The organism is Ornithinimicrobium cryptoxanthini (assembly GCF_023923205.1).
In the GTDB taxonomy this organism is placed as follows: Bacteria; Actinomycetota; Actinomycetes; order Actinomycetales; family Dermatophilaceae; genus Ornithinicoccus; species Ornithinicoccus cryptoxanthini.
Genome location: NZ_CP099490.1, coordinates 2107025 through 2126949, shown reverse-complemented (window position 1 = coordinate 2126949; position 19925 = coordinate 2107025). Strand labels below are relative to the sequence as shown.

The 19925-nt window shown below is 68.0% G+C and carries 16 protein-coding genes; 6 read left to right on the top strand and 10 right to left on the bottom strand.

The window, feature by feature from the left end:
- Positions 1 to 9: 9 nt before the first annotated feature.
- Complete coding sequence (locus tag NF557_RS09765) at positions 10 to 855, bottom strand: DUF554 domain-containing protein (RefSeq protein ID WP_252619038.1); 846 nt, start codon at positions 853 to 855, stop codon at positions 10 to 12.
- A gap of 92 nt (positions 856 to 947) precedes the next feature.
- Positions 948 to 1355 carry a PaaI family thioesterase gene (locus NF557_RS09760; RefSeq protein ID WP_252619037.1) on the bottom strand — a complete coding sequence of 136 codons (408 nt, stop codon included), beginning with the start codon at positions 1353 to 1355 and terminating at the stop codon, positions 948 to 950.
- Positions 1356 to 1374: 19 nt separating this feature from the next.
- On the opposite strand from NF557_RS09760, the gene polA reads away from it, so the two are divergent.
- Both polA and NF557_RS09750 read left to right on the top strand, forming a co-directional pair.
- Entirely contained in the window at positions 1375 to 4047 is a 2673-nt protein-coding gene (gene polA / locus NF557_RS09755; RefSeq protein ID WP_252619036.1) for a DNA polymerase I, read from the top strand.
- A gap of 203 nt (positions 4048 to 4250) precedes the next feature.
- Positions 4251 to 5606 (top strand): ABC transporter substrate-binding protein, encoded by a 1356-nt coding sequence (locus NF557_RS09750; RefSeq protein WP_252619035.1) that lies wholly within the window; start codon positions 4251 to 4253, stop codon positions 5604 to 5606.
- A 447-nt stretch (positions 5607 to 6053) separates the two neighbouring features.
- Here the strand turns inward: NF557_RS09750 and NF557_RS09745 are convergent, their stop codons facing one another.
- From NF557_RS09745 to NF557_RS09725, 5 genes are all read right to left on the bottom strand, one after another.
- Entirely contained in the window at positions 6054 to 6842 is a 789-nt protein-coding gene (locus NF557_RS09745) for an ABC transporter ATP-binding protein (RefSeq protein WP_252619034.1), read from the bottom strand.
- Positions 6839 to 7645, bottom strand: coding sequence for an ABC transporter ATP-binding protein (locus NF557_RS09740; protein ID WP_252624069.1), 807 nt, complete (start codon positions 7643 to 7645; stop codon positions 6839 to 6841). Before NF557_RS09740 ends, NF557_RS09745 begins: the two co-directional genes overlap by 4 nt.
- A gap of 178 nt (positions 7646 to 7823) precedes the next feature.
- Positions 7824 to 8801, bottom strand: coding sequence for a branched-chain amino acid ABC transporter permease (locus NF557_RS09735; RefSeq protein WP_252619033.1), 978 nt, complete (start codon positions 8799 to 8801; stop codon positions 7824 to 7826).
- 12 nt (positions 8802 to 8813) lie between these two features.
- Positions 8814 to 10073 (bottom strand): branched-chain amino acid ABC transporter permease, encoded by a 1260-nt coding sequence (locus NF557_RS09730; RefSeq protein ID WP_252619032.1) that lies wholly within the window; start codon positions 10071 to 10073, stop codon positions 8814 to 8816.
- A gap of 279 nt (positions 10074 to 10352) precedes the next feature.
- Positions 10353 to 11225, bottom strand: a complete 873-nt coding sequence (locus NF557_RS09725; RefSeq protein ID WP_252619031.1) for a class I SAM-dependent methyltransferase — start codon at positions 11223 to 11225, stop codon at positions 10353 to 10355.
- A gap of 166 nt (positions 11226 to 11391) precedes the next feature.
- Here NF557_RS09725 and rpsA point away from each other — a divergent pair, with 166 nt between their 5' ends.
- Entirely contained in the window at positions 11392 to 12879 is a 1488-nt protein-coding gene (rpsA, locus tag NF557_RS09720) for a 30S ribosomal protein S1 (protein ID WP_252619030.1), read from the top strand.
- Positions 12880 to 13199: 320 nt separating this feature from the next.
- Here the strand turns inward: rpsA and NF557_RS09715 are convergent, their stop codons facing one another.
- A complete protein-coding gene (locus NF557_RS09715; protein WP_252619028.1) occupies positions 13200 to 13955 on the bottom strand; it encodes an SDR family NAD(P)-dependent oxidoreductase in 756 nt (251 codons plus the stop codon).
- 36 nt (positions 13956 to 13991) lie between these two features.
- On the opposite strand from NF557_RS09715, the gene coaE reads away from it, so the two are divergent.
- The 3 genes from coaE to NF557_RS09700 all read left to right on the top strand — a co-directional run bounded on the left by coaE (position 13992) and on the right by NF557_RS09700 (position 18321).
- Complete coding sequence (gene coaE / locus NF557_RS09710) at positions 13992 to 14915, top strand: dephospho-CoA kinase (protein ID WP_252619026.1); 924 nt, start codon at positions 13992 to 13994, stop codon at positions 14913 to 14915.
- A 10-nt stretch (positions 14916 to 14925) separates the two neighbouring features.
- Positions 14926 to 17037, top strand: coding sequence for an excinuclease ABC subunit UvrB (uvrB, locus tag NF557_RS09705; protein WP_252619024.1), 2112 nt, complete (start codon positions 14926 to 14928; stop codon positions 17035 to 17037).
- 213 nt (positions 17038 to 17250) lie between these two features.
- The gene (locus NF557_RS09700) at positions 17251 to 18321 is read left to right on the top strand and encodes a TerC/Alx family metal homeostasis membrane protein (protein ID WP_256855776.1); all 1071 of its coding nucleotides are present in this window, start codon (positions 17251 to 17253) and stop codon (positions 18319 to 18321) included.
- A 23-nt stretch (positions 18322 to 18344) separates the two neighbouring features.
- Here NF557_RS09700 and NF557_RS09695 read toward each other — a convergent pair whose 3' ends face one another.
- The gene (locus NF557_RS09695) at positions 18345 to 19229 is read right to left on the bottom strand and encodes an EamA family transporter (protein ID WP_252619023.1); all 885 of its coding nucleotides are present in this window, start codon (positions 19227 to 19229) and stop codon (positions 18345 to 18347) included.
- The gene (locus NF557_RS09690; protein WP_252619022.1) at positions 19226 to 19924 is read right to left on the bottom strand and encodes an MBL fold metallo-hydrolase; all 699 of its coding nucleotides are present in this window, start codon (positions 19922 to 19924) and stop codon (positions 19226 to 19228) included. The genes NF557_RS09695 and NF557_RS09690 overlap by 4 nt, the downstream gene beginning before the upstream one ends.
- Between the last annotated feature and the right edge of the window lies 1 nt (position 19925).

Sequence of the window (19925 nt, the reverse complement as noted above, 5' to 3'; positions counted from 1 at the left end):
ACGCCACCTCTAGGTGAGGGTGGCGACCAGCCAGGTCAGCACCGGTGCGACCGCGAGCGCGGGCAGCAGGTCACCGACCGGGACGTCGCGGATCCGCAGCAAGCGCAGGGCGATCCCGATCAGCAGCAGGCCGCCCACCACGGTGAGCGTGGCGATGTGGGCGTCCGGCACGAGCGAGCCGAGCATGAGGCCCACGAGCGTCAGCGCCCCCTGGACGACCACCACGGACACGGCAGAAAAGGCGACGCCCAGACCGAACGACGAGGCGAAGGCGATGGAGGCGAACCCGTCGAGCACCGACTTCAGTGCCAGCTCGTCGATGCCGCGACCCAGCCCGTCGTTGAGGGAGCCCAGGATCGTCAGGGGACCCACGCAGAACAACAGCGAGGCCGTGAGCCAGCCCTCGATGAAGCGTTCACGGGCGGCGTCGGACGCTCGGGCAGCTCCGGGCGCGTGCCCACCGTCGGAGCCCCCGTCGGCGGGGTTGCTCTCCTCCCGCGGTCCCTCGAGCGCGACGACGGCAGGTGACCGTCGGGCGACCGCGGCCTGGATGACCCCTGCGAGTGACTCGACCCGTTGCTCGATGCGCAGCAGCGAGCCGATGATCCCACCCAGCAGCATCGCCCCCAGGACGATCATCACCGGTGCCCCCGCCCCGACATACTCCAGCAGTGCGGGGGAGGAGATCTCCAGCAGCGAGACCACGGCCATCAGCACCACCACCAGGCCCAAGCAGTCCGTGACGACCGACCGGGTGTGCTCGGAGAGCCGGTGACCGAAGAGCATGCCGAGCACCGAGCCGACCAGGATGGTCACCACATTGAGGGCCGTGCCGGCTCCGGGGAAGAGGTCCACGAACGGAGCGTATGCCGAGGCGCGCCCGATCTGCGCCCCGGGGTTGGCCGGTGGCGGGGCGACTGGCGCGGAAGACCCTGCCGGGGCCGCTCTCAGCTGCCGGGGGGCCGGTCGCGCAGCTGGCAGGTGAGCCGGGCCGAGGCGATCCGCTGCCCGGACTCGTCGGAGATCACGATCTCGTAGGCCGCGACCGAACGACCCAGGCTGAGCGGCGTGGCGACACCGGTGACATAGCCCTCGCGCGCCGCGCGGTGGTGGGTGATGTTGAGGTCGATGCCGACGGCGATGCGCTCCGCCCCGGCGTGGTGGGCGGAGGCGATCGACCCGAGGCTCTCGGCGAGGACGGCTGACGCGCCGCCGTGCAGGAGGCCGTAGGGCTGGGTGTTGCCGGCCACGGGCATGCGTCCGACAGTGCGTTCGGAGCTGGCCTGCGTGATCTCGATCTCCATGCGCTCCAGCAGCGTGCCGGTCGTCAGGTCGGGGAGTCCGGTGTCGGTCATGGCACCTAGAGTGTCATGCGTGAGTCGACTGCTACTGCTGGACGGACATTCACTGGCCTACCGCGCGTTCTTCGCGCTGCCGGTGGAGAACTTCTCGACCACGACGGGGCAGAGCACCAACGCGGTCTTCGGGTTCACCTCCATGCTCATCAACGTGATGCGGGACGAGGCCCCCACGCACATCGCCGTGGCCTTCGACGTGTCCCGGCAGACCTTCCGCACCACCGAGTACCCCGAATACAAGGCTGGACGCTCGGCGACCCCCTCGGAGTTCAAGGGCCAGATCCCCATCATCCGCGAGGTCCTGGACGCGCTGCGGATCCCGCACGTCGAGCTCGACGGGTTCGAGGCCGACGACATCCTCGCCACCCTGACCTCCCGGGCGCGCGAGGACGGGATGGAGGTGCTCATCTGCAGTGGTGACCGGGACGCGTTGCAGCTGGTGGGGGACAAGGTGACCGTGCTCTACCCGCGCAAGGGCGTCTCCGACCTGGCTCGGATGACCCCGGCCGCGGTGAGTGAGAAGTATGGCGTGGGTCCCGAGCTCTACTCCGACCTGGCAGCGCTGGTCGGTGAGTCCTCCGACAACCTCCCGGGTGTGCCTGGGGTGGGGCCCAAGACGGCCGCCAAGTGGATCAACCAGTTCGGCGACCTGAGTGGGATCGTCACCAACGCCGACCAGCTCAGCGGCAAGGCCGGCCAGTCCCTGCGCGACCACCTGGACGGCGTGCTGCGCAACCGCCGGCTCAACCAGCTGGTCGGTGACCTCGAGCTGCCGCTGCAGCTGGCGGACCTCGAGCGTCGCGTGTGGGACCGCGAGGAGATCCACACCGTCTTCGACCGCCTGGAGTTCCGGGTGCTGCGGGACCGGCTCTTCGAATACCTCGACCCGGTGGAGGACGAGGCCGACGAAGGCTTCGAGGTGACCGGCGGGCGTCTCGAGCCTGCGGAGATGCCCGCCTGGTTGACCGAGCACGCGCCAGCGGGCACGCGCACCGGTGTGCACGTCAGCGGCAGCTGGGGCCGGGGCGTCGGGGACGCGACCGGCCTTGGCCTGGCCACCTCCGAGGCTGCGGGTTATGTGAGCCTGGCCGACCTCGACGAGGCCGCCGAGGCCGCCCTGGCGGCCTGGCTGGCTGATCCCGAGGTGCCCAAGGTGGCGCATGACGTCAAGGGGCCGCTGCACGCGCTCCGCTCCCGGGGGCTGCCCCTGGCCGGTCTGGTCAGCGACACCGCTCTGGCGGCCTACCTGGTCCGCCCCGACCAGCGCTCCTATGACCTGGCCGACCTGGTGCTGCGTTATCTCAAGCGTGAGCTGCGGGCCGAGGAGGGCAGCACGGACCAAGGCCTGCTCGATCTTGACCTCGGGCAGGACGACGCGGCCGTGCAGTCCTCGATCGTGCACGCCCGTGCGGCGCTCGACCTGGCGCAGGCCCTGGACTCCGAGATCGCCGACGTGCAGGGCTCGGGTCTGCTCGCCGATCTGGAGCTGCCCCTGATCGGTGTCCTGGGCACCATGGAACGCGTCGGGATCGCCGTGGACCTGGAGGCACTGGAGCGCCTGGAGTCGGAGTTCGCGGACGCGATGTCCCAGGCCCAGCAGGATGCCTGGGACGCCATCGGTGACGACACCGTCAACCTGGGGTCACCCAAACAGCTGCAGACCGTTCTGTTCGACACGCTGGGACTGCCCAAGACCCGACGGACCAAGACCGGCTACACGACTGACGCCGACGCGCTGGCCGGGCTCTATGCCCAGACGGAGCACCAGTTCCTGGAGGCGCTGCTGCGCCACCGCGACAAGTCCCGGCTGCGGGTGACCGCCGAGGGCCTGATCAGGTCGGTGGCCGATGACGGGCGCATCCACACGACATACCAGCAGACCATCGCGGCCACCGGTCGTCTGAGCTCCACCGAGCCAAATCTGCAGAACATCCCAATCCGCACGGAGGAGGGCCGCCGCATCCGTGAGGCCTTCGTCGTGGGGGCTGGCTACGACGCGCTGCTGTCGGCGGACTACAGCCAGATCGAGATGCGCATCATGGCGCACCTCTCGGGCGACGAGGGCCTCATCGAGGCGTTCCGCACGGGTGAGGACCTGCACCGGTTCGTGGGCTCCAGGGTCTTTGGGGTCGAGCCGGCGGACGTCACGGCCGAGATGCGCTCCAAGGTCAAGGCGATGAGCTACGGCCTGGCCTACGGCCTGTCCGCCTTCGGCCTGTCCAAGCAGCTGGGCATCTCCACCGGTGAGGCCAGCGCCCTGATGGAGGAGTACTTCGCCCGGTTCGGGGGAGTGCGCGACTACCTGCGCGATGTGGTCGCCGAGGCCCGCGGCACCGGGTTCACCGAGACGATGCTCGGCCGGCGCAGATATCTGCCCGACCTGACCTCGGACAACCGGCAGCGCCGGGAGATGGCCGAGCGGATGGCCCTGAACGCCCCGATCCAGGGGTCTGCCGCTGACATCATCAAGGTCGCCATGCTGCGCGTTGATGAGGCCCTGCGACGTGAGGGTCACTCGGCCCGGATGCTGCTCCAGGTCCACGACGAGCTCGTCCTCGAGGTGCCGTCGGCCGAGAAGGCCGCCGTCGAGGAGCTCGTGCGACGTGAGATGGGCGCCGCCACGGAGCTGGCGGTCCCTCTCGACGTCAGCGTCGGGTGGGGACGGACCTGGCACGACGCTGCCCACTGACCGTCCGGCTCGTCGGATGCGACGTCCTCGCTGCGGGCCCGAAATCGTGCTCAACATCACTGCTGGGTAACGATTTGGAACCGTTCCCGCAACGAGTCGCGCGAGCCTCTTGTGTGGCGCAAAATCGCCACTTACCTTGCACATACGTGAGGTGCCCCATCCCCTGGATGCATCGCGACAAATCACGACTAGCAAGGAGCAACATGAGTTCATCTACTCTCCGCAAGCGGACGTCCGTGACCGCCCGCGGAATTGCAGTGCTGGCCGCGTCGTCCCTCATCCTCGCTGCGTGCGGGGGCGACGGTGACGACGGTGACGATGAGACCCCCGACGCAGCGGCGGAGGGCGACGACGCAACCGGCGACGACACCGAGTCCACCGGGGACGCGCCGGCTGCCGCTGAGGACCCGGGTGCGCCCGAGGCCGGCGAGCGCGACCTGGTGCTCAAGGTCGGCACCGTGCTGCCGCAGACAGGTGCCCTCGCGTTCCTGGGCCCGCCCGAAGAGGCCGGCGCCCTGATGGCCGCCAAGGACATCAACGAAGCTGACGTGGGCATCCAGATCGAGCTGACGCTCGGCGACTCCGGAGACCCCGACAACCGCGCCTATGCGACGACCGTCCCGCAGCTGCTCAACGCGGACAACAGCGTGATCATCGGAGCCGCCTCCTCTGGTGTCTCCAAGTTGTTCATCGACGAGGTCGTGGCCGCTGACACGCTGATGATCTCCCCGGCCAACACGGCCCCGGAGTTCACCGACTGGCCGGACAACGGCCTCTACTGGCGCACGGCCCCCTCGGATCTGCTCCAGGGCGAGGTGCTGGGCAACCTCATTGCGTCCGACGGGGTGGTCAACCTCGGCATTCTCTATCTGAACGACGCCTACGGCACCGGCCTTGAGGCCCAGCTCACCACGACGTTCGAGAACGCCAACGGCACCGTTGTCGCCTCCGAGTCCTACAACGCTGGTGACACCACGTTCGACGCGCAGATCAGCTCCATCCTGGCCGCAGACCCGGACGCGCTCGCCCTGATCACCTTTGAGGAGATCAAGACGATCATCCCGGCGCTCGAGTCGGCTGGCGTTGACATGAGCAGCCTGTACTTCGTGGACGGCAACATCGCCGACTTCAGCGAGGACTTTGACCCTGGCACGCTCGAGGGTTCGAAGGGCACGACGCCTGGCCCGGCCCTGGAGGACGACTTCCGGACCGAGCTGGTGGCTGGCTGGGAGGAGCACTCGGGCGAGGAGCTCGTGGACTTCAACTACGCCGCCGAGACCTACGACGCGATCATCCTGGCGGCGCTGTCCGCCCTGGCTGCCAACTCGATCGAGGGTCCGGACATGGCCACCTGGATGGGTCAGGTGTCCGGTGGGACTGGCGATGGTGAGAAGTTCACCACGTTCGCCGACGCTGCGGCTGCCATCATCGAGGGCACGGTCGTTGACTACGACGGTCCTTCCGGGCCGATCACCTTCAACGCGGCTGGTGACCCGACCGAGGCCACCATCGGCATCTTCCAGTACGACGAGAACAACAGCCTGGTTCGCCAGAACTGACGCTCTGCCGCTGGGTCGGTGACCCAGCGCGAGGCCCCCGGGAGGTTTCTCCCGGGGGCCTTGTCATTTCCGGGAGGCGTCCTGCACCCGGCCGACGCGCGCACCCGCCATCACACGTCGGCTCCCCGCCACGTCGACCCCCCGCCACGTCGACCCCCGGCACGTCGGCTCAAGAGTTCACGCGCACGCTGGGGCCGCCCTGCTTCGGCGTGTCGTCGGCTGCAGAGTTCATGTGCACGCTGGGGCCGCCCTGCTTGGGCGTGTCGTCGGCTGCAGAGTTCATGTGCACGCTGGGGCCGCTTCCCCCCACCCCGCGACGCCCGCCCCGGGTCTGGCGGTGGCGGAGCGGACACAGAACGGCCCCCGGGCGATGATCACCCGAGGGCCGTGGTGCTGTGATGCAGCAGGCAGGTGACCGTCGGGTCCCCTGTGCGCCGCGTGGGCCAGCTAAGCGGACTCCTGGCCCAGCGTGCCGAGGTAGAGCCCGATGACCTTCTCGTCGTTGAGCAGCTCTCGGCCGGTGCCTGTGTGGGCGTCGTGCCCCTGATCGAGGACGTAGGCGCGGTCGCAGATCTGCAGGCAACGGCGCGCGTTCTGCTCGACCATGATGGTCGTGACGCCAGCCTTGTTGATCGATGAGACGCGGATGAAGGCGTCGTCCTGCCGCACCGGCGACAGGCCCGCTGAGGGCTCATCGAGAAGGAGGACCTCGGGGCGCATCATCAGCGCACGTGACATTGCCACCATCTGGCGTTCGCCACCGCTGAGCGATCCGGCAACCTGGTTCAGACGGTCACCCAGGGCAGGGAAGATGTCGATGACGAACTCGAGGTTCTCCTTGACTCCCGCAGGCTTCTGGAAGGCGCCCATCTCGAGGTTCTCCCGGATGGTCAGGGTCGGGAAGACGTTTTCGGTCTGGGGGACCAGACCGACACCCTTGGCGACCAGTTCGTTGGCCTTGAGGTTGCTGATGTCCTCGCCGCGGAGGGAGATCGACCCGTTGCGGACCTGGACCATCCCAAAGATCGCCTTCAGGAGGGTCGACTTGCCCGCACCGTTGGGCCCGATGATGCCGATGAGCTCACCGTCGTAGGCCTGCAGGTTGGTGTCGGTGAGGATGTCGATGCCCGGGAGGTAGCCTGCGGTCACGTTCTGCACATCGATCACGATTTCGCCCGTGTTCCGCCCCGGCGACTGTGCCTCCGGCGTGGTCGTGGGGGTGCTGGAGTCGCTCATGGGAGTTTGTTCCCCTCCTCGTCGTAGCGTCCGGTGATGACACCGATGTCCGCATCCAGGTGGCTGCCGAGATAGGCATCGATCACTGCCGGGTCTCGCATCACCTCGTAGGGCGGGCCCTCTGCCACGACGCGTCCCTCGGCCATGACGACGACCCAGTCGGCGATGTGGCGCACCATGTGCATGTCGTGCTCGACGAAGAGGACGGTCATGCCCTCGGCCTTCAGGTCGAGCACATGGTCGAGCAGAGACTGCACCAGCGCCGGGTTGACGCCCGCCATTGGCTCGTCCAGCAGCACGAACTCGGGCTCGGTCATGAGGGCGCGTGCCATCTCGAGCAGTTTGCGCTGACCTCCGGAGAGGCTCGCGGAGTAGTCATCCTTCTTCTCGAAGAGGTTGAACTTCTTCAAGAGCCGGAGCGCGCGTTGCTCGATCTCCCGCTCCTGGGAGCTCCAGAGGGCAGGCACGACCGCGGCCAGCATGGACTCGCCACGTTGGCCCGTGGCACCCAGCTTCATGCTCTCGAGCACGGTGAGTCGGGCGAGCACCTTGGTGAGCTGGAAGGTGCGGACCTGACCCATCCGGGCGGACTTGAAGGCGGGGATCCCGGCGAGGGCGCGGCCGTTGAACGACCAGGCCCCGGTGTCGGGCTTGTCGAAACCGCTCAGCAGGTTGAACAAGGTGGTCTTGCCCGCACCGTTGGGTCCGATGAGCGCGGTGATCGCGTTGCGGGGGATCTCGAGGTGCTCGACGTCGACCGCCTGAACACCACCGAAGGAGCGGGTGATGCGGTCCGCGATCATGATGGGGTCAGTCTTGGCCACGCCGGGGGCAGGTGGCCCCTTGGCAAGGCCGGTCGACGTCTGGATCTGGTGAGTCGGCTCGACTTCGAGGGTCTCGACGAGAGTGTCCTCGTCGACTCCCTTGAGCTCAGGGCCCCCGCCAGCGTCCGGCAGGTCTGGAACGGTGGGGTCTGGGCTGCTACTTGACAAAGGTCATCTCCTTCTTCTTGCCCAGGAGGCCCTGTGGTCGGAATGCGACGAGGAGCATCAGGGCGGCGCCGACGAGGACGAACCGGAAGTTGCCGGCCGCGGTGGACGACATGGGCAGCCAGCCCTCGCTGGCCATGGCTGGGAGGACGCCGGCCAGGAAGGCCATGACGCCCCAATACATGACGGCACCGAGGATCGGGCCAAACAGCGTGGCAGCGCCACCCAGGAGCAGGGCGGTCCACACGAAGAAGGTGAGGCTCGGCAGGTAGTACTGCGGGATCACCGCGGAGGGCAGGGCGATGACCACACCACCCAGCGCGCCGAGCACACCACCGATGATGAGGGCCTGCATCTTGTAGAGGTAGACGTTCTTGCCCAGTGAGCGGACCGCGTCCTCATCCTCACGGATGCCCTTGAGCACACGGCCCCACGGGCTGCGCATCAGCAGCCACACCAGGAGCAGACCGACGGCGACCAGGAACAGGCCGAACAGGCGGCTCCACCACTGGTCGGAGGTGAACTCCCAGGGACCGAACCCGAAGGTGCCCGCCGGGAGTGGGTTGGCCTCCCGGAAGCTCGTGTGGTAGCCACCGAGTCCATCTGCGGAGTTGGTCCACTGGTCAAAGACGCGCGACTGGAAGAGCAATCGCACGATCTCGGCCGCAGCAATCGTCACGATGGCCAGATAGTCGCCTCGCAGTTTCAGGGTCGGGATGCCCAGGAGGATCGCGAAGATCACCGCACCGACGATGCTGACGATGATCGCAGCCCACCAGGGGAAGCCGAAGCTGAGGATGGAGATCGCGTAGGCGTAGGCCCCGATCGCCATGAAGCCGGCCATGCCGAAGTTGAGCAGGCCCGCGTAGCCGAAGTGGACAGCCAGGCCGAGGGCGGCCAGCATGAACCCGATGGTCTCCGGGGAGAGCATGAAGCTCGCCGTGTTGTTGAGGATGGAACCCCAGTTCATTGCATGCCTCCTTTATCCGACGCGTTCGCGTCGGCCCAGGAGTCCCTGGGGTCTGACGAGCAGGACGATGACGAGCACGCCGAGCGCGCCGACATACTTGATGTCAGACGGGATCCAGAGGGTCGACACCTCGACCAGGATTCCGATGACCAGTGAGCCGACCAGCGCTCCGAAGGCGGTGCCGAGACCACCGAGGACGACGGCGGCAAAGATGAGCAGCAAGATCTGCATGCCCATGTCCCACTTGATGCCCGGGCGGAAGTAGGCCCACAGGACACCGGACAGGCCGGCCAGCGCTCCACCGATGACCCAGACGATGCGGGTCACCCGCTCGACGTTGATGCCGCTGGCGGCGGCGAGCTGACGGTTGTCAGCGACCGCGCGGGTGGCCTTGCCGATCCGGGTGCGCAGCAACCAGTAGGACACTGCGAGCAGGACGAGCAGGCTCAGGCCCATGCTGACCATGTCGATCGTCGACAGTTGGATCGGGCCGATGATCTGGTGCTTGACGCCTCCGGAGCCCGGGAGCTGGGTGGTGCCACCACCAATGAGCATCAGGAAGATGTAGCGCAGGGCCAGGGAGAAGCCGATCGTCAGGATCATCATCTGCACGAGCCCGATGCCGCGCCGGCGCAGCGGTCTCCAGAGGGAGGCGTCGAACAACCACCCGAAGATGCCGCTGGCGATCACCGCGAGGACGATCGCCACGAGGATCGGCAGGTCGATCATCACCATCCACAGCGCGAAGATGGCACCAAAGGTGACCATCTCTGCGTGCGCGAAGTTGGTCAGCCCCGTGGTGCCAAAGATCAGCGACAGGCCGATCGAGGCGAGCGCCAGCATCAGGCCGAAGTTGATGCCGTTCATCAGTCTTTCGACGAACTGGGACAAGAAGCTGGCCGTCTCTCGCACGTCCTCACCGAGGAAGAAGTTGGCGGGGGCGAAAAACTGTGACCCGAAGGCGACGGACTGGGTGTTCTCCCCCTCGACGGCTACCCCCTCGGGCAGCGTCTCCTCGTCGATAAGCACGTCGTAGCCATCTGTGGTGGGCACTCCGACGCGGACCTGTCCGCGTTCGTTGGTGAGCGCCTCGGCCTCGTAGCCCCCACCGCTGACGACGATGCGCACGTCCTGGACGGGCTCGTTGTTGAAGCGGACGTTGGCGGTGATGCTGTAGTCGTTGTCGTCCAGGCCGACCTCTGAGCCGTCGCCCTGGGCGCTGGCGGGGGCGGCCCCCTGCAGCAGCACGACGAAGCATGCGGTGATGATCATCCACAGGGTGCGCCAACTCCTGGTCGGCGGCAGGGCATCTGGCACGTGCTGGCCAGGCCTGATTGATCCGATCGTGGTCACGGGACCTCACTTCGGGGGGCAGGGGCAGACGACAGCCGTCAGGTGTCGCATCCGGTAGTAAACGCCAGACATGGCCCCACGTCCAGCATTCAGGGGCCATCGGCCCACATGGTGACCGATCTGTGACCTACGACATGGTGCGCCGGTGCGCCAGCCGGACGGGCACCCCCGCCGACGGATGGACTCGCTGCGGTCCCGTCAGGGGTCCCGGCGGCAGATGAAGATCGCCGTCCCGGGGACCAGCCTGCCGCGCAGCCGGCTCCACCCGCCCCACTCGTGGGTTGCTCCTTCGGGCCACTGCGGCTCGACCAGGTCGGTGAGCCGCAGGCCGGCCGCCACGATCTCGCGGACCCGGTCGCCCATGGTGCGGTGGTGCTCGACGTAGGTCGCCGCGCCGGCCGCGTCCGCCTCGACGTAGGCGTTGCGGTCGAAGTAGGAATGCCGGACGGTCAGGCCGGCCTCGCCGGGGACGTCCGGCAGCGTCCAGCGGATCGGGTGGCTGACGGAGAAGACGAGCCGCCCGCCCGGCCGGAGCACGCGGGCCACCTCCTGGAGCAGGCCCTCGGAGTCGGCCACGAACGGCAGCGCGCCGTAGGCCGAGAAGACGATGTCGAAGGTGGTGTCGCCGAACGGCAGCCGGGTCGCGTCGCACTGGACGTATGCCGGGGCGCCAGTCTGAGGGTCGGTGTCCAGAGCGCGTCCACGGGTCAGCATGGCGCTTGAGATGTCTGTCGCGACCGCACGCGCTCCCGTGCGGGCACACCAGCGGCTTCCCTGCGCCGCCCCCGCGCCGAACTCGAGCACGTCCTGGCCCGCCACGTCACCCAGCAGCCCCAGGTCCGACTCGTAGATGCCCTCCGGGCCCCACATCAGCTCGGCATCACCGAGCACCTCGCGGTGCTCCTCGTAGTAGTCGTCGGCCTCGGCGTCCCACCAGTGCCGGCTGGCTGCAACGCTCTCGCCCTGCGTGGCCCACCGCCGGTCGACCGACTCGGCCGGCCCCACGGCATACTGGGCAGCGGCCCCGGTGGTGTCTGCGGGGGTGGGGGAGCCGGTCCGTGACGTGCTCATGACTGCAGTGTGCCGGATTGACCAGCGGTGGCGTGGGTGGGTAAGGTGGGTCCGCGCGTCGCGTGCACTTGTGCGTGCCCGCGCATCACATCAACTGTCCATCCCGGGTGGGCCGACGCCGTTGGTCCGTCCACACAGAATGTCCACACTACGGAGCCCCTACTACATGACTGCAACTGCGCCTGAGAAGGCCATCTCCCAGATCGCGATCAACGACATCGGATCTGAGGAAGAACTCCTCGCAGCGATCGACGCCACGATCAAGAACTTCAATGACGGCGACATCGTCGAAGGTGTCATCGTCAAGGTCGACCGGGACGAGGTCCTGCTCGACATCGGCTACAAGACCGAGGGTGTCATCCCCTCTCGCGAGCTGGCCATCAAGCACGACGTCGACCCGTCCGAGGTCGTCAACGTCGGCGACGAGGTCGAGGCCCTGGTCCTCCAGAAGGAGGACAAGGAAGGTCGTCTGATCCTGTCCAAGAAGCGTGCGCAGTATGAGCGCGCCTGGGGCTCGATCGAGCAGATCAAGGAAGAGGACGGGGTCGTCACCGGCACCGTCATCGAGGTCGTCAAGGGTGGCCTCATCCTGGACATCGGCCTGCGCGGCTTCCTGCCTGCCTCCCTGGTCGAGATGCGCCGCGTGCGCGACCTGCAGCCCTACGTCGGCCAGCAGATCGAGGCCAAGATCATCGAGCTGGACAAGAACCGCAACAACGTGGTCCTGTCCCGCCGCGCCTGGCTCGAGCAGACCCAGTCCGAGGTCCGCACCACCTTCCTCAAGGAGCTGCAGAAGGGCCAGGTCCGCTCCGGTGTGGTCAGCAGCATCGTCAACTTCGGTGCGTTCGTCGACCTGGGTGGCGGCGTGGACGGTCTGGTCCACGTCTCCGAGCTGTCCTGGAAGCACATCGACAACCCGGGCGAGGTCGTGGAGGTCGGCGACGAGGTCACCGTCGAGGTGCTGGACGTCGACATGGACCGCGAGCGCGTCTCCCTGTCGTTGAAGGCGACCCAGGAAGACCCCTGGCAGCACTTCGCGCGCACCCACGCCATCGGTCAGGTCGTGCCGGGCAAGGTCACCAAGCTGGTGCCGTTCGGTGCGTTCGTTCGCGTCGAGGACGGCATCGAGGGCCTGGTCCACATCTCCGAGCTGGCTGAGCGCCACGTGGAGCTGCCGGAGCAGGTCGTCACTGTGGGCACCGACATCTTCGTCAAGGTCATCGACATCGACCTGGAGCGTCGCCGCATCTCGCTGTCGCTGAAGCAGGCCAACGACGCCGTCACGGCCGAGTTCGACCCGACCCTCTACGGCATGGCCGCGGAGTACGACGAGGCGGGGAACTACAAGTACCCCGAGGGCTTCGACTCCGAGACCAACGAGTGGCTCGAGGGCTTCGAGACGCAGCGTGAGAAGTGGGAGAAGGAGTACGCCGAGGCCCACGAGCGCTTCGAGGCGCACAAGGCCCAGGTCGAGGCTGCGTCCGAGGCCGAGGAGACCGCTGACGTCGCGACCGACGTCACCGCGTCCTACTCCTCCTCGGGCAGTTCCAGCGGCAGTGACCCCGCCACCCCGGCCGCTCCGGCCGAAGTGACCGGCACGCTGGCCTCCGACGAGGCTCTCGCCGCCCTGCGCGAGAAGCTCACCGGCAACTGAGCACCGCTCTGACCAGCCGCTGACGCGGCTGCCGGAGTATGCCGAACGGCCCGGTTTCCCCTGTGGGAGCCGGGCCGTTCGCATTGCCAGAGGGCCGTGGTCCGCGCGCCACCGCCGGTGCGAGCAGACACGCGCCGATGCGAGCACTTAGCCGTGACGTCGACGGCGATTCGCTCGCACCGACCAGGCAGCGGGTGGGTGGAAGGTCGGATGATGGGCGCGGGGCGGGGCGCGGGAGGTCAGCGTGGTCGCGGGGCAAACTCAGCCGAGGCCGTGGTGGTGCGACCAGCGGTGTCCCGCTTGCGCCGCGCGCTGCAGGACTATCCCCGGCCCAGTAGCGTCCCGCCGTTGACCTGGATGATCTGGCCGGTCGTCCAGGCGGCGCCCGGGCTGGCCAGATAGACCACCGCCGCCGCGACCTCCTCCGGCGTGCCGGACCGTCCCATCGGGATGGTCGCAATCCGTTTCGACCGCAGCGACGGGTCTGCCGCGATGCGGTCCTCCCAGAACGGCGTGTCCGGCACGAAGCCGGGCGCGACCGCATTGACGGTGACCCCGTCCGCGGCCAGCTCCATCGCCAGCGAGAGCACCCAGGCGTTGACGGCAGCCTTCGCCGCGCCATACGATCCCGAACCACGCAGTGCCGCAATGGAACTCATGGCGATGATCCGACCACCCGGCCGGCGGATGTGGTCCAACAACGCCTGCGTCAGCAACACGGCCGACAGGACGTTGGCGTCGAAGTCCGCCCGCCAACCGTCCGCTACCGAAGCAAGATCAGGCCCGGCCCCGACTCCCAGGTTGCCGCCGGCGTTGCAGACCAGCACGTCGATGGCGGGGCCGCGGTGCAGGATCTCGGCGAGCTGCTCCACCTCAGCCGGCACGGTGAGGTCGCACGCCAACGGGCTGATCTGCACCCCCGGCGGCGCCAGCGGAGCCAGCTCGCGGGCCGTCTCGCGCAGCACCTCCGCGCGCCGACCCACCAGGACGATCTGGCTGGCCTGCGGGAGCAGGGCGGTGGCGATGGCGCGACCGATGCCCGTGCCCCCTCCTGTGACCACGATGCGCTGTGCCATAGCGAGAGTCTGCCGCACCCTGGTTACGCTGGCCAGATGCCCCACACCGTTGACGCTGCCCACAGGTTGTGGATCGGGTTGAGCGGAGGAATCGGCTCGGGCAAGTCCACGGTGTCGTCCGCACTGGCCCGGCACGGCGTCGTCGTGATCGACGCCGACGCCCTGGCGCGGGAGGTCGTCGAGCCGGGCGCCCGCGGGCTTGAGGCGGTCGCGCACAGGTTCGGGTCCGGCATACTCACCCCGGACGGGGCCCTGGACCGGCCCGCCCTCGGGAGGATCGTCTTTGCCGACCCCGCCGCCCGCCGCGAGCTGGAGAGGATCACCCACCCGCTGATCGCTGAGCGCACCAGGGAGGTGGTCGCCGCGGCACCACCCAGCAGCATCCTCGTGCACGACGTGCCGCTCCTGGTCGAACTGGGTTATGCGCCGCGCTATCACCTCGTCGTGATCGTCGGGACCTCACGCGAGACCCGTCTCGAGCGGCTGGTCCGGTTGCGGGGCATGGACCGTGCCGAGGCCGAGCAGCGCATTGACGCCCAGGCCAGCGACGACGCGCGCCGCGCGGTGGCCGACGTGTGGCTCACCAACGAGGGCAGCGTCCAGGAGCTGCGGTCTGTCACACAGGGTCTGTATGCCGAGCGCCTGGCTCCCTATCTGGCCAACCTGGAGCAGGGTCGGGCTGTGGCGGCGCGCGGGGTGCCGGGCCCGGAGGTGCTGGGACGCCTCGGTGCCCGGCTGGAGCATGTCCTGGGCGACGACCTGGCCGGACCCCCCGACCTGGACCCCGGGACGGACTCCCTGCTGCTGATGCTGACAGCTGGCACCCCTCCGGCCGCTGTGGCGGAACGCCTGACCGAGGCCGGGTTCCCGCAGGTGGGGGATGGCCAGCACGCCGCCGCCGACCCGGGCCGGCCCGTCCTGCTGACCGTGCGGGAACACACTGTCGGTGCCGGGGGTTAGTTTCTAAGATATGCGACCTACCACCGACCTCCAGCGGACCGTCGCGCCGATCCGTGTCGAGTCCGACTTCCAGCCGAGCGGTGACCAGCCCGCTGCCATCAAGGACCTCGCCGAGCGGATCAACCGCGGCGAGCAGAACGTCGTGCTCCTGGGTGCCACCGGCACCGGCAAGTCGGCGACCACCGCCTGGCTGCTCGAGCAGGTGCAGCGCCCGACCCTCGTGATGGCCCCCAACAAGACGCTGGCCGCCCAGCTCGCCAACGAGTTCCGCGAGCTGCTGCCGCACACCGCGGTCGAGTACTTCGTCAGCTACTACGACTACTTCCAGCCCGAGGCCTACGTCCCGCAGACGGACACCTACATCGAGAAGGACTCCTCGATCAACGACGAGGTCGAGCGGTTGCGCCACTCGGCGACCAACTCGCTGCTCACCCGGCGTGACGTGGTCGTCGTGGCGTCCGTGTCCTGCATCTACGGCCTGGGCACCCCACAGGAGTATGTCGACCGTATGGTCCGGCTCAAGGTCGGTGATGAGATCGAGCGCGACGACCTGCTGCGCAAGTTCGTCACCATGCAATACACCCGCAACGACATGGCCTTCACGCGCGGCACGTTCCGGGTGCGCGGTGACACGGTCGAGATCATCCCGCAATACGAAGAGCTCGCCGTCCGCATCGAGTTCTTCGGCGACGAGATCGACAAGATCTACACGCTCAACCCGCTGACCGGGGAGGTGGTGCGTGAGGAGCAGGAGATGTATGTGTTTCCGGCGTCTCACTACGTGGCCGGGCCGGAGCGCATGGAGCGGGCCGTGGCCGGCATCGAGGCCGAGCTGGTCAAGCAGCTGGAGGTCTTCGAGCGCGAGGGCAAGCTGCTCGAGGCGCAGCGCCTGCGGATGCGCACGACCTATGACATCGAGATGATGCGCCAGGTGGGCTCGTGCTCCGGCATCGAGAACTACTCGCTGCACATCGACGGTCGCGAGCCCGGCACCGCGCCCAACTGCCTGCTGGACTACTTCCCCGAGGACTTCCTGCTGGTCATCGACGAGTCGCACGTGACCGTGCCGCAGATCGGGGCGATGTATGAAGGGGACATGTCCCGCAAGCGGACCCTGGTCGACCACGGCTTCCGGCTCCCCAGCGCGATGGACAACCGCCCGCTGAAGTGGGAGGAGTTCCTCGACCGGGTCGGTCAGACCGTCTATCTGTCCGCGACCCCGGGCGACTACGAGATGGCCAGGGCGGACGGCGTGGTCGAGCAGATCATCCGGCCCACGGGCCTGGTGGACCCCGAGGTGGTGCTCAAGCCGACGAAGGGTCAGATCGATGACCTGCTGCACGAGATCGGCGAGCGGACGGCCAAGAACGAGCGCGTGCTGGTCACCACGCTGACCAAGAAGATGGCCGAGGACCTCACCGACTACCTGCTGGACAAGGGTGTGCGCGTGCGCTACCTGCACTCAGACATCGACACGCTGCGCCGGGTGGAGCTGCTGCGTGAGCTGCGCCTCGGCGAGTACGACGTGCTCGTGGGCATCAACCTGCTGCGCGAGGGACTGGACCTGCCGGAGGTCTCGCTCGTGAGCATCCTGGATGCCGACAAGGAGGGCTTCCTGCGCTCGTCGCGGTCGCTGATCCAGACGATCGGTCGTGCCGCGCGCAACGTCTCGGGTCAGGTCCACATGTATGCCGACAAGATGACCCCCTCCATGGAGCAGGCCATCGACGAGACGAACCGCCGCCGGGAGAAGCAGGTCGCGTTCAACACTGAGCATGGGATCGACCCGACGCCGCTGCGCAAGAAGATCGCGGACATCACCGACCTGCTGGAGCGGGAGGACGCCGACACCGAGTCCCTCATGGGCAGCGGTCGTTCGCAGTCCCGTGGCAAGCGGGGCGGGCGTCCTGGCGCGGGTGCGGTGGTCGCTGACGCGAGCGTCGCGCTGGGAGCCCGGCGCGAGGACCTGCCGGCGAGTGAGCTCGCGCAACTGATCCATGAGCTCAGTGACCAGATGCACCAGGCCGCCACCGACCTGCACTTCGAGCTGGCCGCCCGGTTGCGGGACGAGATCGGCGATCTGAAGAAAGAGCTTCGTCAGATGCGTGAGCACGCCGGCTGAAGCTCGGGGGCTCCCAGCTGTGAGAGAATTGTGCGGTGCGGAGGGGAGTATCCCCATCTCGTCGGCTATCCGTCATCACGGCACCATGCTGGTGCCCGGGCAGTCGGCCGGTCGTCAGTGACCGGTGGGAGAGACCTCCGGCCACTCGTGTAGTTCTCCCCGGAAGGCCACCGCCCCTTGTTCGACAACGCATTCGTTCCCGCCAGCACTGCCATGATCTTCGTCGGCGCGATGATCATCGTGCTCCTCTTCGACGTGATCATCCTTGGGCGGCGGCCGCACGTCCCGAGCAACAGGGAGACGGGCACCGCCCTCAGCATCTATGTGGGGCTGGCGGTCGCCTTCGGGATCTATGTCTGGGTGGTCGGCGGAAATCAGCTCGGTGGCGAGTTCTTCGCCGGGTGGCTCACGGAGTACTCGTTGTCCATCGACAACCTGTTCATCTTCATCATCATCATGGCCAACCTCAAGGTGCCGCGGATGTATCAGCAGTACGCGCTGCTGATCGGCATCGTCATCGCGCTCATCCTCCGGGCCATCTTCATCATGCTCGGCGCGCAGGCCATCGAGGCCTGGTCGTGGGTGTTCTACATCTTCGGCGCCTTCCTCATCTACACAGCGGTCAAACTGGCCAAGGAGAACATCGGGGGCGACGAGGAGGACGCGGAAGAAGAGAGCAAGCTCATCAAGTTTGTGCAGAAGGTGCTGCCCTTCACTGAGTCGTGGGACCACGGCAAGAAGCTCAGCGCCGTCCAGAACGGCAAGCGCGTCTTCACCCCGATGCTGCTGGTCATCCTGGCGCTGGGCATGACCGACCTGCTCTTTGCGCTCGACTCGATCCCGGCGATCTTCGGCCTGACCCAGGACCCGTTCCTGGTCCTGATGGCCAACATCTTCGCCCTGATGGGGCTGCGCCAGCTCTACTTCCTCATCGGCAACCTCCTGGTCAAGCTGGTCTACCTGGGCCTAGGCCTGGCGGTGCTGCTGGCCTTCATCGGCCTGAAGCTGATCTTCCACGCGATGCACGTCAACGAGCTGAGCTTCATCAACGGCGGTGAACCCTTCGAGTGGGCGCCGGAGATCCCGATCTGGCTGTCCCTGACCGTCATCATCGGCATCCTCGTGATCACCACGGTCCTCAGTCTCCTGAAGAGCAGCAGGGACGCCAAGAGGCTCGAGGTCGAGCAGCTCTCGGTGCACGAGGGCGCCTCGCCCGGGTTCTATGACCAGGACGAGGACACTCCCGGCACCGAGGACGCGGATGGCTCGGCGCGCCCCCGCTAGATGTACCGCCCCGGGCAGTACAGCTAGACCCGGCCGCGCCGACCGAGGACGGCGATGCTGGCGCACACCACCAGGGCCATGCCGACCAGCTGCGAGGGGGCCAGGGTCTGTCCCAGCACCAACAGACCCGCGAGGGCAGCGGCGGCCGGCTCCAGGCTGAGCAGAATGCCGAAGACACCGGCCGAGAGTCGGCGCAGGGCAAGCAGCTCGAGGGAGTAGGGGATCGCCGAGGACAACAACGCGATGCCCAGTCCGCGCAACAAGACCTCTCCGTCCAGGAGCGAGGTGCCGGCGTCGAAGAGTCCCAGCGGCAGCATGGCCACGCCGCCGATCACCAGCGCGATGGCCATGCCGTCCAGGCCCTCGAACCGGGCACCTGTGCGACCGCTGAGCAGGATGTAGCACGCCCAGAAGCCGCCGGCCGCCGCGGCCAGACCGATGCCCACCAGGTCCATCTGGGCCCAGGGCACGGTCAGGACCTCAGAGATCAGCACGACGCCCACGACCGCCAGGGCGACCGCGCTGATGTCTCGCCACCGCCGGGACATGGCTGCGGCGAGGGTCAGCGGGCCGAGGAACTCGATGGTGACCGCGACGCCGATCGGCAGCCGCTCCAGGGAGGCATAGAACGCCACATTCATGCAGGTGAGGGCGAGGGCGAACATCGTGACCGTCAGCCAGTCCTCCCGGCTGCGGCCCCGCCAGCGTGGGCGGACCAGGGCCACCAGCATGACGGCGGCGAGCAGGATGCGCAGCAGCACCGACCCGAAGACACCGATGAGCGGCAGCAGGGTGGCCGCCAGCGCACCGCCGAACTGGACGGACAGGACCGCAGCGAGGACCAGCAGGATGGGGTGCCCCTGGAGCGCAGCGGTGACCCCGCGATCCCTGGACGGTGGGTCTGTCACCACCCGCGGTCGCGCCACGTCGTCAGGTGCGGGCGCTCGGCGCCGATCGTGGTGCTGTCCCCGTGGCCGGGGTGGACCACGGTGTTGTCGGGATAGACGTCGAAGACGCGGGACTCGAGGTCGTCCATCAGCGAGGTGAACGCGGCGGCGTCAGGGGTCTTGCCCGGCCCGCCGGGGAAGAGGCTGTCGCCGGTGAACAGATGCACGCGCCCGGCCCCGTCGGTCAGGGCCAGGGCCACCGAGCCCGGGGTGTGTCCGCGCAGCGCGATCACGTCCAGGCTGAGCTCGCCCACCGCGATCTGATCGCCGTGACCCAGCGCCACGTCCGGGGTGACCGGCAGCTCACCCGCGTCCTGCTCCCCTGCGGCCGTGCGGGGGGAGTAGCCCTGCACGAGGTCCGCCAGCGCCCGGTGGTGGTCCCAGTGCCGGTGCGTCGTCACCAGGACGTCGAGCCGCCCCGATCCTGCCGCCACGAGATCACGCAGCCGGTCCGGCTCGGCGGCCGCGTCGATGAGCAACTGCTCCTCGCTGCGCCGACAGGTGATCAGATAGGCGTTGTTGTCCATCTCGGACACGCTGCCCTTGCGCACGATCGCGGTGCCCAGGTGGTCCAGCCAGAACGGTCCACCTGGCTCCACATGGGCGCGCTGCCGCGCGTCGTGGGAGGGACTGTCGGAAGCGGTGTTGTCGGCCATG

What these genes read in the sequence shown, in the direction of transcription:
- NF557_RS09750 (WP_252619035.1), top strand. Translation starts at nt 4,251, where the DNA reads ATGAGTTCATCTACTCTCCGCAAGCGGACGTCCGTGACCGCCCGCGGA.
- NF557_RS09740 (WP_252624069.1), bottom strand. Translation starts at nt 7,645, where the DNA reads ATGATCGCGGACCGCATCACCCGCTCCTTCGGTGGTGTTCAGGCGGTC.
- NF557_RS09730 (WP_252619032.1), bottom strand. Translation starts at nt 10,073, where the DNA reads ATGATCATCACCGCATGCTTCGTCGTGCTGCTGCAGGGGGCCGCCCCC.
- rpsA (WP_252619030.1), top strand. Translation starts at nt 11,392, where the DNA reads ATGACTGCAACTGCGCCTGAGAAGGCCATCTCCCAGATCGCGATCAAC.
- NF557_RS09745 (WP_252619034.1), bottom strand. Translation starts at nt 6,842, where the DNA reads ATGAGCGACTCCAGCACCCCCACGACCACGCCGGAGGCACAGTCGCCG.
- NF557_RS09725 (WP_252619031.1), bottom strand. Translation starts at nt 11,225, where the DNA reads ATGAGCACGTCACGGACCGGCTCCCCCACCCCCGCAGACACCACCGGG.
- NF557_RS09735 (WP_252619033.1), bottom strand. Translation starts at nt 8,801, where the DNA reads ATGAACTGGGGTTCCATCCTCAACAACACGGCGAGCTTCATGCTCTCC.
- NF557_RS09690 (WP_252619022.1), bottom strand. Translation starts at nt 19,924, where the DNA reads ATGGCCGACAACACCGCTTCCGACAGTCCCTCCCACGACGCGCGGCAG.
- NF557_RS09700 (WP_256855776.1), top strand. Translation starts at nt 17,251, where the DNA reads ATGATCTTCGTCGGCGCGATGATCATCGTGCTCCTCTTCGACGTGATC.
- uvrB (WP_252619024.1), top strand. Translation starts at nt 14,926, where the DNA reads ATGCGACCTACCACCGACCTCCAGCGGACCGTCGCGCCGATCCGTGTC.
- NF557_RS09760 (WP_252619037.1), bottom strand. Translation starts at nt 1,355, where the DNA reads ATGACCGACACCGGACTCCCCGACCTGACGACCGGCACGCTGCTGGAG.
- coaE (WP_252619026.1), top strand. Translation starts at nt 13,992, where the DNA reads ATGCCCCACACCGTTGACGCTGCCCACAGGTTGTGGATCGGGTTGAGC.
- NF557_RS09715 (WP_252619028.1), bottom strand. Translation starts at nt 13,955, where the DNA reads ATGGCACAGCGCATCGTGGTCACAGGAGGGGGCACGGGCATCGGTCGC.